This window comes from SAR324 cluster bacterium, from assembly GCA_015232315.1.
GTDB lineage: Bacteria > SAR324 > SAR324 > SAR324 > NAC60-12 > JADFZZ01.
In genome coordinates this window covers 39,863-49,882 of the sequence record JADFZZ010000036.1, presented here as the reverse complement: position 1 = coordinate 49,882, position 10,020 = coordinate 39,863, and the positions used below count along the sequence as shown (strand labels likewise).

Sequence of the window (10,020 nt, the reverse complement as noted above, 5' to 3'; positions counted from 1 at the left end):
ACACCATCCCTTCTTTAAATTCGATGGGATCGTGCCCAGAATCCATTTTCTTGAATTCATCCGGTTCCGGGCAGAGCCTTGGAACCATGACCATGTCCAGAGGACATGGGTTTTCAGGTTGCACTAACCTTCAGCGGTTATCTTAAACCAGTCAACCGTTTGGAACAGGAATTGACCCCGTTGTATGAACTGGGCATTCCCAACCGGGAAGTCCAGTACTTTTTTCACACCTCCATCCAGCACTGGCTCAGTCGCCAAATCGGTGAGCGTCGGCTGCATCCCCTGCTGCAGGCCCTGTTGAATGCCGATGTGGAAACCTTCGAGGATGTGCTGCGGGAAATGGTGCTGGAAACCCTGAGTTTTCATGACACCGCCGGACAGGAACCTGAAAAGGTATATCACGCCTTTGTGCTGGGAATGCTGGTGAACCTGTCCGAAACACACCGGGTGCGCTCCAACCGGGAATCAGGCTATGGACGCTATGACGTCATGCTCCTGCCCAAAGACCCTCACAAAACCGGCTTTGTGCTGGAATTCAAAAAAATCAACCGCCACCGGGAAGAAACCGGGGAATCGGCCATGGCCAGCGCCCTGAAGCAGATTCAGGACAAACACTACGCCACTGAACTCCGGGTTGCGGGGATTCAGAACATCATTGGCATTGGCGTGGTGGTGGAAGGCAAAAAGGTGTGGGTGGAGTCACTGGATTTGTAGGGACGTTGCAGGCAACTTCTCAGTGGCAGGAACCACAAATAGACGGTTACGATGCTGTAGTCTCGCAACCAGAAAAAATTATGAGAGACGTTTCATGCAAAGTCTCTACAGGATGTGACTACCTTGCGACCAAATCATGTTTTCCCCGATGCTGCCAGCTTTAAACTGCGTTTTGCTGATTGACAATGTGTGTCGTGGTGGCAGTTTCCGGAATTTAAGGATTCCCCGGATGCAATATCAAAGAAATAGCCGATGACTCTGCTCATCCTCCAGCGCTTTCAAGATCATTGACGGGAGCAGGGATTATTGAGAACCAGGTTTTGAGGAAGCAACGGCGAAGTTTAATGAGGGATTATATTTTCGCAGAATCTCCCGGCCCTGGGTGAAAAAATGGAGAGGATAACGTCCCTTGTAATTTGTAGGATCCAACCAGAAGTCTCTTTGTGCCTGCCACAGGATTTCAGGTAAGGAAATGCCTTCTGAAACATGTCGTTCCAGAATGTGGTTTAACAGGCCCGCAGCATAAAAAATGGTGTTGAAGGATTTGAACTGGTTCCGCCAGTCGTCCGGGACATAAGGCATGTCCTCTTTCTGGTAATTGATCAAATACGGATAAGGAAGATTATAAGTGGGGCTCAACAACAAATGTTTTTCCTGACCAGGGAACAAATAGGAAGGATCCTCCTCGATCAGAATCAGATTGGTTAGCAGATTTTTATCTTTTTCCGGATCAGGCAGAAGCACCCAAGGGTCCTGAAACGTTTGTTGATACAATTCCTGATATTTTTCTCGGCCCCAGGATATCATGCGCAGATCCTTTTTAAGGTTCCCCATAAAATGTTTGGGCTGAAATTGGTTCATGATTTTTTCTTCCACACGAAATCGGAGCCTTTCTGTATCAAAACAGTCTTCACGAGAATACACATCATAGCGTTGTATCCAGGTGGAATCACCGTCTTTTTCCATGACTTTCCGCACAATCTTTTGGGCCAGATCAAGATTTCTTTCGCGAATACCGGAACTGAAAAAAGCCACGCGGATTGTTTCATGTTCAAACAGGAACCTGAAAAATTCGAGACACGCAGGGGTGAGCACATGTTCAACCTGAACCAGATGATCACGATAAGGGAATTCCACCCTGATGAAATGGTCTTCATGGTGATGTACAGGATCCCGCCAATCTCTTTCCCGTAAAGATTTTGATTCATGATGGGTTAGGAAATCATCAATATCCAGGGCAATGATAATAGGGTCGGTATGAGGGTACATTGTCACTCCGTTGTGTGGGGGGGAAGACTCAAATCGGCAGTCTCTTGAATCCCCTTCGGGTTTGAAGGCACCTTTTTTAAGATCAATCACTACGAAACACCGCAGCTTCAAATGATAAAACAACAGATCAATAAAAAAATCCTGGTCGGTCACCGTCAATTTGTATTGTCTGCCGACAAAAGCAAATCCAGCTCCCAACTCTATCAGAAATTTTTCAAGATGCCTGATGAGTTCTGTTTCCAGTTCCCGTTCCACAAACGGTTCCGATATGGTCAGAAAGTCAAAAATATAGGGATCTTTTAAGGATTGTCGTACCATCTCCGATTGAGGCTGTGGTAAAGTTTTATCAAAGTTATGAACCAACTGCCCCTGTCGGTGATGCCGATCATTTTTTATCATGGAGGAAAGGGTCTCACGGCTCCAGCCGTTTGTGATGATTTGTTCCATATACCAGAAACGGATCGTTCTATCTTTGATTTTTTCCATCAGAAGCACATGATGTCCCCACGGAATATTACTTAAAATGGAATGCTCCGTTAATTTTGCCACAGGCTGTGGCAAAATTGATTGCGGATCGGGGTATTCTCGAAAAAATGCGATCATTCTACCAATATTTCGTTCTGAAAATCCCTTTTGTTCAGGCAATTCATTGCGGATATCTCTGGATAATCGGGGAATCACTCCGGCTCCCCAGCCTTCTTCTTGTTGGCGTTCCAAAATGATTCGTCCGATATCCCAATACATCCATATCATCTCTGAATTGACCGATAATACAGCTTTTGCCTGAGCCTGACGTATCCGACGTTTGATATCACTCAGAAGATTTCCATATAAAACTATTTTGTCCATACTTCACCTATTGTGTGTCTGGTTATGATTCCCAGGCACCTGTCCTGTAACCGTCTGATTCCAATTAATGACGACCACTTCAGATTGAATCACACATCCGCATTGTTAGCAAATATTTGCAACCCCTAATTCGCATTATAATAACGACCTCGTCGGTTCGGGGTTGATTGATTTGTTGATTTACACTCTTCTTTTCTCCTCTTTCATACTAAATTGAAAGACTTTTTACTTTTCGGCTAAGGTCTAGCTTTTGAGGCTTATCGCCGCGTTCTTTAGTTTCGTGTAAAGACCAGAACCCGGCACATTGTCTGTGAAAAAGACTGGGCTTAGCCATGATCAGGCAAAAACTACTTCTACAAGGCACTCGTATTAAGCACCCGATCAAAAGTTTTTTAACATTAATCTGGTTCCTGACGTCTCGTCAGGAACCAATCCATAACGCACCTCCGGTTCCCTTCCACTGCGCATTGGCAAGCCACCGGAGTGGGCTAAGGAGGGTTCCCCACCAGAGGTAGGGAACCAGAAAAAGTATGCTCGTGCCCTACGTCCCGTGGGGCACGTTATCCATGTTATTCTTTTGCCATTCCTCGTATTACTACGTGTTTATTGAACCACGCCTCAGGTAGAAATTAATTTATCACAAAAAAACACGTAGTTTTACCAGTGGAATAACGGTTTGAGTTCTCTGTTTTATTCTGATAAACAGCAACTATGTGACAAAAAACACCCTTATCATCATTTATTAATCAATCTCTTTAGGAGTTCCTTATGGCTGTCCTCGTAGTCATTCTCATGTGTGTGCTGTTTATCACCGCTGATGTTCTGGTGCGACTTTTGATTCAGAAAAGACAGAATGCAAAATTGAAAAGTGAACGGGAAAACGCACTGTATGTTGGACTACGCCTTGAATTCACCGATGAGGCTAAAAGTCTGAAACGTGTTGAGGTCAGCAACCCCAAAGCCTGGATTCTGGCTGTCGATGATGAACAGATTGTATTGGATAGTTTCCGCAAAATACTGGTCATGGCCGGCTACTCCATCGATACGGTAGAAACCGGCCAGGAAGCCCTGGGGCTGGTTCAGAAAAACAATTATGACTTTGTATTCACTGACTTCAAAATGCCGGATATGAACGGTTTGGACGTTACCAAGGCCGTCAAGCACTTCCGTCCAGATGTGGATGTCATTATGATTACGGGTTACGCCACCATTGAATCCGCAGTGGAAACCATGAAACATGGCGCGATGGATTATGTACAAAAACCATTCACGGAAGATGAGTTGGTGGCTTTTGTGAACAAGACACTGATTCGGCGACAGGATCGTATTGAGCGCGAACGAAGACCGACAGTCCATCTGGTAACGCCATCTCAGGGAGCTTCCTCCCAAAAATATGAAATCAATATTCCTACAGGCTTGTTTATCACTCCCAAACATACCTGGATGCAGATTGAACTCAATGGGATGGTGCGCATGGGAATTGATGATTTTGTTCAAAAAATCATTGGGGAAGTGGATGGCCTTGAATTACCTGTAGAAGGTACTTTTTTCAAGAAAGGAGATCTGCTCTTTACTATCCGTCAAGGTAACAAAACCGCCCAAATCACAGCACCTATCAGTGGTCAGGTCGCCCTGGTCAACAGTGAATTGACGGAACACCTGGAGTACCTCAACATGAATCCCTATGAATTGGGCTGGATTTGTCGAATCGAACCACAAAATTTGCCAGAAGAACTGCAAACATTAAAAATTGGCGGGGCCGCCACCTCCTGGTATCAGGAGGAAATTGACCGTTTTCAAAAGTTGCTTGTCAATGATCCCGCTACTCAAAACAAGGAAGCCACAACCAATGTCCCTATGAATGAAAAAACATGGGAAGCGTTTTGCAATTTATTTTTAAGGTAGGAGATACTCTATGAGTTACGCGATCCTCACCGACTTAACCCGATGTATCGGTTGTCAGGCCTGTGCGCTGGCATGCAAGGAAATAAACGAGTTACCCAAAGAAGATGGCGCCCTCAAGTTGTCGGCCACCACCTGGACGATGGTAGAAAAACGGCATGATGTGTTCATTCGCCATCAATGTTTTCATTGTCTGGAACCCACATGTGTTTCGGTGTGTCCTGTGACAGCTCTGGAAAAAACGCAGGAAGGTCCGGTCATTTATCATGAGGATCGTTGTATTGGCTGCCGTTACTGCATCATGGCCTGTCCCTTTGAAATTCCAAAATATGAATGGGACAGTGTTTTGCCACGGGTGCAAAAATGCATCATGTGCTATCAAAAACGCGTTTCACTCGGAGAACAACCAGCCTGTACTTCTGTATGTCCCACCGGAGCCACTGTCTTTGGTCAGCGCGACCAACTGATTGCCCAGGCTCAACAGCGCCTCCAGAATCATCCGAACCGATATGTGAATCATATCTATGGAGTTCATGAAGCCGGAGGGACTTCGGTCTTGTACCTTTCAGATATTCCCTTTGATCAACTCGGCTTCAAACATGCCCGAAGTGACGAAGCCTATCCCAAACTCACCTGGAATATTCTCTCCCAGATTCCCAGTGTGGCGGGTGTGGGTGGTGTCATGATGTTTGGCCTCTGGTGGATTATCAACCGCAGGATCACACTGGAACAGGAACAGAAAAAAAATAATTCGAAGTCTCCTGATTCAAACCAGAAAAAAACACCTTAAACAACAGACCCCCAAGGTTTCCTTTCAACCTTTTTTGGATGATGGAGAATCCATGAAACTGAAACTGCCTCAATTAACCTTCTGGCGCGTGGTAGCAGGAATCATTTATGTCATCGGGCTTTACGCGACCTTTCTCCGCTTTGGAAAAGGGCTCGGGGCTTCCACCAATTTGTCCGATGAATTCCCCTGGGGAATCTGGATTGGCTTTGATGTGATGGTGGGCGTCGGTCTGGCCGCCGGTGGCTTTATCATTGCGGCCACTGTTCACATTTTTAATCTGGAACAATACAAAGCCATTGCCCGTCCAACCATCCTGACCGCCTTTTTAGGCTACAGCCTGGTCATTGTGGCGCTGTTGTTTGATTTGGGTCGCCCGTATCGCATCTGGCATCCCCTCATCATGTGGAATCCACATTCGGTGATGTTCGAGGTGGCCTGGTGTGTCACGTTATACACCATGGTGCTGGCACTGGAGTTCAGTCCGATATTCTTTGAACGTTTCAATCTGAAGGTCCCTCTGAAATGGGTTCGGGCAATTTACCTGCCTGTGGTAATCCTGGGTGTCATTCTCTCCACCCTGCATCAATCCTCGCTCGGAACGTTATATGTCATTGTTCCGGATAAACTCCATGGCCTCTGGTACTCTCCCTTTTTGCCTGTTTTTTTCTTTATCACGGCCATCGCCGCCGGACTGGCCATGACCATTTTTGAATCGTTTCTGAGTTACCGGGCGTTTGGCAAACGTATCGAACTCGACATTTTGGTCGGGATTTCCCGGGTCATTGTCGTGGTACTGAGTGTCTTTCTGGTGCTGAAATTACAAGACCTGTCCCACCGTGGCAATTTACCGCTGATGTTTGAGTTCACCCAGGAAAGTGTGCTGTTCTGGGGAGAACTGGGACTCGGCACAATGCTACCCGTCGGATTGTTGCTGATCCCTAAAATCCGGGAAAATGAACGGGGATTGTTTTTTTGTGCCCTGCTGGTGCTGTTGGGATTTATTCTCGGACGTTTGAATGTCAGCATTACCGGCATGTTGAATACCGAAACCTACTTCCCCAAATGGACAGAAATTGCCATCACCACCGCCATTGTGACGTTGGGTTTTACAATTTTCAGCATTGTGGTCAAAAATTTTCCGGTGTTTCCCCTGGAAGACCTGGAGACAATGCCATTGAGTGCTCATGAGAAAAACCCCGTCTTTTCTGTCAGGCTGGTGCTGGGCATGTGGGGCCTGTTGCTGATCGCTATGATTGCCCTGGCTCTGGCCAAAAAAAATGAGCTGAATCATCAGGTTCCTCAAGCCGCCCTGTTGAACCGTACCGTGAATCCCCTGGAACAAAAACTGGAATATCCCCCACCGTTTGAGTTTCCTCCGGGCAAAGACAGTCCCGGTCTGGTCATCTTTGATCATGAGAAACACAATGAATACCAGGAACGACCGGATTGCAAGCCCTGCCATGTGGACATGTTCGGTCTGGTGATCATCACTAACGTTCCCGCAATCACCCATGAGATGCTGGACAAGGGTGAACTGTGCGGAAAATGTCATACCGGAAGTGGGAATGAAAATGAGTCCTTTGGTGTGACCAAAGAAGCGGACAATTGTGACAGTTGTCACGAGGAAGAAAATGGAGAATAACAAATGACCAGTAAAATCGGAGTCAAACTCATTCTGGCTGTTGGAAGTGCCATCATGGCAAGTATCACCATTTTTTCCTTCATGGTGATCAATGCTCAACGGGAACAATTACTGGCCCAAATGGAGTTGAGCACTCATCATCTCAGCGAAACAGTAAAAAATATCACACAGAACGACATGCTGGTGAAAAACCGCAAACGGTTGCATCAGACCTTTGAGGCGATTGGTAAACAAAAAGGCATCGAGAAAGTTCGCATTATCAATAAAAGCGGCGAAATTATTTTTTCTTCGGATAGATCGGAACTGGATACTGAAGTGGATATGGATGCAGAAGCGTGTGATGCCTGTCACGCCGCGGATCAGCCCTTGGTTCGATTGTCAGTTCCAGAAAGAACCCGCATTTTCAATACTTCCGCCAACCTTCGCAATTTGGGAATGATCAATCCAATTTACAATGAACCCAGTTGTTGGCAATCAGATTGTCATGCTCATGAAGAAAGTCAGAAAGTGTTGGGAATCCTGGATATCACCTTGTCACTCGCTGAGGTCGATGCGCAAATCGAGGACAATCAGGTCCGGATGATGATTTTTGCTGTAGGGACCATCCTCATCGTAAGTGGCGTGCTGTTTTTTCTGGTGCAGCATCTGGTCGGAAAACCTGTGAATCAGATTGTTCAGGCCACTCATCGCGTCGCAGGTGGCGATTTGAATTATCAAATAGTGACAACCACCAATGATGAATTGGGAAATCTGGCCCAATCGTTCAATCAAATGACCCAGAAATTGTCTGAGGCTCACCGACAATTGTATCAATCGGATAAACTGGCGTCGATTGGACGTCTGGCCGCTGGTGTGGCTCATGAAATCAACAACCCGCTCACCGGGGTGTTGAGCTATAGCAGTTATTTGCTCAAGCGTATTGAAGACAAGGAAAGTCGGGACGATCTGGAGGTCATTGTCCGTGAAACCAAAAGGTGTCGGGAGATTGTCAAAAATCTGCTGGATTTTGCGCGCCCTGTTCCATCCAAACAGGGAATGAGTTCTCTTCATGACGCCATGGAGCATTCACTGGTGATTCTTACCAGCCAACTGGAAAAAAAGCACATTGTGATCACCAGAAATTTTGAAGAAAATTTGCCGTTGATCATGGCTGATATCAATCATTTGCAGCAATTGTTTATCAACCTGATTTTAAATGCCATGGATGCGATTGAAGACACACAGGGAGAAATCATCTTAACGTCGTTTACTGAAGCCAGCACGACAGAAAACTATATTGTGGTCCAGGTGAGCGATAGCGGATGCGGCATCCCCCATGAAAGCATCCATAAAATATTTGAACCGTTTTACACCTCCAAAGGAACCAAAGGCACAGGCCTGGGCTTACCCATTGTCTGGGGAATTGTGGAAGAACTCAAAGGCACCATTACAGTCAAAAGCGATGTCGGCAAGGGCACCACCTTCACAATTCGAATACCATCAGGCTCCTCATAAAAACCGGCTCTTTGTTTTTTTCTGTGATTTTGGTAAAAACACAGAAAAACGCACTCATTCAGAACGAATGTGAGGGATCTTTAAAACTGAAGATCTTAAAGAGTTCTCTCTTCGTTATTTTTTGAAAGTTCCTTAGAAGATTGGATGCCCTCTACTAAAAACCTTTTAACTGGCGATGGTATTGAGTATTTTATCTTTGTTTTCAAAGTGACATTTTTCCCGGAGGCCTTTATGAAATTTCTGTCATTCCTGCTCTTGCTTCAGCTCATGCTTACAACTCCCGGTATTGCGGCGGATCCTGTGAAAATCGGTGTCATCGCGGCCAAGACAGGGGATGCCGCGGCAACCAACCTTGTTTTATTCGAAGCCGCTCAATACGCGGCTGAAACACTCAATCAACAAGGCGGTTTGTTGGGACATCCCGTGGAACTGATTGAATATGACAACAACAGTACAGCGCTTGGCTCTCGCATGGCGGCTAAAAAAGCTGTCGATGACGGGATTATCGCCATGATCGGAGCTTCCTGGAGTTCACACTCTATCGGTGCCGCATCCGTTCTGCAACCAGCAGGCATTCCACTGATCAGCCCGATTTCCACCAGTCCTCAGGTCACGCTGGAGGGGGATTATATTTTCCGGGTTTGCTATACCGATCCTTTCCAGGGCAAAGTCATGGCCCGTTTTGCCACTCAGGATCTCAAAGCTAAAACAGCGGTGGTTCTGGTGAACACAGATCGAACCTACAGTACCGGACTCGCCGAATTTTTTATACAGAGTTTTGAACAACAAGGCGGCAAAATTCTATGGAAGGGAGAATTTCTGATTGATGTGTCCAATTATGAAGAGTTGCTCCAGAAAACCAAACCCATGAATCCTGACATTATTTATCTGCCAGGAGACTATCGCGACTCCTCCCAGGTGATCGGACAAGCCCGTAAAATGGGCATTACCGCCATCTTTCTGGGGGGTGACGCTTATGGAGTCCGGATGTATGACTATATTGGAAATCTGATTGACGGGACCTATTACACCACACATTGGCACAGGGATGCCCCTGATACAGCATCCCGAACTTTTGTGGGTAAATATGAAACGAAGAATGGACTTGTCAAACAAACCACTGTTCCGTTGACCTATGATTCTGTCATGATTCTGGCTCAGGCCATTCGTGAGGCTAAGTCCCTTGATCGAAAAAAAATCCGTGATGCCCTGGCGATCACTCAATACCGGGGAATTACCGGATTAATCACCTTTGATGAAAACCGTAATCCTGTGAAACCCGCAGTCATTCTGAAACTTGAAAAGGGAGATGCTGTCTATATAAAAACTGTTTCACCATGAAATCATTAATAAATTATTC

Annotated in this window: 7 protein-coding genes; 6 read left to right on the top strand and 1 reads right to left on the bottom strand. The window is 46.1% G+C overall.

Going from position 1 to position 10,020, the window contains the following annotated elements; translation table 11 throughout:
• Positions 1 to 105 precede the first annotated feature (105 nt).
• The gene (locus HQM11_18060; protein MBF0352943.1) at positions 106 to 714 is read left to right on the top strand and encodes a PD-(D/E)XK nuclease domain-containing protein; all 609 of its coding nucleotides are present in this window, start codon (positions 106 to 108) and stop codon (positions 712 to 714) included.
• Positions 715 to 1,017: 303 nt separating this feature from the next.
• Here HQM11_18060 and HQM11_18055 read toward each other — a convergent pair whose 3' ends face one another.
• A complete protein-coding gene (locus tag HQM11_18055) occupies positions 1,018 to 2,832 on the bottom strand; it encodes a DUF1016 family protein (protein ID MBF0352942.1) in 1,815 nt (604 codons plus the stop codon).
• A gap of 768 nt (positions 2,833 to 3,600) precedes the next feature.
• Here HQM11_18055 and HQM11_18050 point away from each other — a divergent pair.
• The 5 genes from HQM11_18050 (at position 3,601) to HQM11_18030 (ending at position 10,001) form a co-directional block, all read left to right on the top strand.
• Positions 3,601 to 4,737: a response regulator gene (locus tag HQM11_18050; GenBank protein ID MBF0352941.1), complete on the top strand. Its 1,137-nt coding sequence runs from the start codon at positions 3,601 to 3,603 to the stop codon at positions 4,735 to 4,737.
• 10 nt (positions 4,738 to 4,747) lie between these two features.
• Entirely contained in the window at positions 4,748 to 5,524 is a 777-nt protein-coding gene (locus tag HQM11_18045) for a 4Fe-4S dicluster domain-containing protein (GenBank protein MBF0352940.1), read from the top strand.
• Between the two features lie 52 nt (positions 5,525 to 5,576).
• A complete protein-coding gene (gene hybB, locus HQM11_18040; protein MBF0352939.1) occupies positions 5,577 to 7,166 on the top strand; it encodes a Ni/Fe-hydrogenase cytochrome b subunit in 1,590 nt (529 codons plus the stop codon).
• 3 nt (positions 7,167 to 7,169) lie between these two features.
• Complete coding sequence (locus HQM11_18035; protein MBF0352938.1) at positions 7,170 to 8,660, top strand: HAMP domain-containing protein; 1,491 nt, start codon at positions 7,170 to 7,172, stop codon at positions 8,658 to 8,660.
• 231 nt (positions 8,661 to 8,891) lie between these two features.
• A complete protein-coding gene (locus tag HQM11_18030; GenBank protein ID MBF0352937.1) occupies positions 8,892 to 10,001 on the top strand; it encodes an ABC transporter substrate-binding protein in 1,110 nt (369 codons plus the stop codon).
• Positions 10,002 to 10,020: the final 19 nt, after the last annotated feature.

Excerpts from the sequence above, each read along its gene's own strand:
- HQM11_18055 (MBF0352942.1), bottom strand. The coding sequence starts at position 2,832 with ATGGACAAAATAGTTTTATATGGAAATCTTCTGAGTGATATCAAACGT.
- HQM11_18050 (MBF0352941.1), top strand. The coding sequence starts at position 3,601 with ATGGCTGTCCTCGTAGTCATTCTCATGTGTGTGCTGTTTATCACCGCT.
- HQM11_18045 (MBF0352940.1), top strand. The coding sequence starts at position 4,748 with ATGAGTTACGCGATCCTCACCGACTTAACCCGATGTATCGGTTGTCAG.
- hybB (MBF0352939.1), top strand. The coding sequence starts at position 5,577 with ATGAAACTGAAACTGCCTCAATTAACCTTCTGGCGCGTGGTAGCAGGA.
- HQM11_18060 (MBF0352943.1), top strand. The coding sequence starts at position 106 with ATGGGTTTTCAGGTTGCACTAACCTTCAGCGGTTATCTTAAACCAGTC.
- HQM11_18035 (MBF0352938.1), top strand. The coding sequence starts at position 7,170 with ATGACCAGTAAAATCGGAGTCAAACTCATTCTGGCTGTTGGAAGTGCC.
- HQM11_18030 (MBF0352937.1), top strand. The coding sequence starts at position 8,892 with ATGAAATTTCTGTCATTCCTGCTCTTGCTTCAGCTCATGCTTACAACT.